At 47.3% G+C, this 239-nt stretch carries 1 pseudogene; it reads right to left on the bottom strand.

The annotated features are described in order from the left end of the window. Nucleotides 1–239: pseudogene (locus tag SB660_RS23495) on the bottom strand (acetolactate synthase AlsS); the annotation flags it as partial.

Here is a 239-nt window from a genome sequence, read left to right as displayed (position 1 = left end):
GTCATCAATTGCATTGCGCAGTTCTTGGACGATTTGCAGAGGATGCACTCTGTCGGATTTATGATCGCTTGGCGCCTTCTCGCTGTCTGTGAGCATCTGTTTTAACTCGCTCAGCACTTCTTTTTCACGGCTGCCCATATCAAATGTCACAGCGTCGTGTTCAATTTGTTTAACCGTAGCGGCGATATCGCCTAATAATTCTAATTCCGGCTGATAGGCATGATCGATATCGGCCTGGA

Source organism: Bacillus sp. SIMBA_005, from assembly GCF_046535585.1.
Classification (GTDB): domain Bacteria; phylum Bacillota; class Bacilli; order Bacillales; family Bacillaceae; genus Bacillus; species Bacillus pumilus.
Note: the sequence above shows the minus strand (reverse complement) of the source record. Positions and strands in the feature narration are given on the sequence as shown.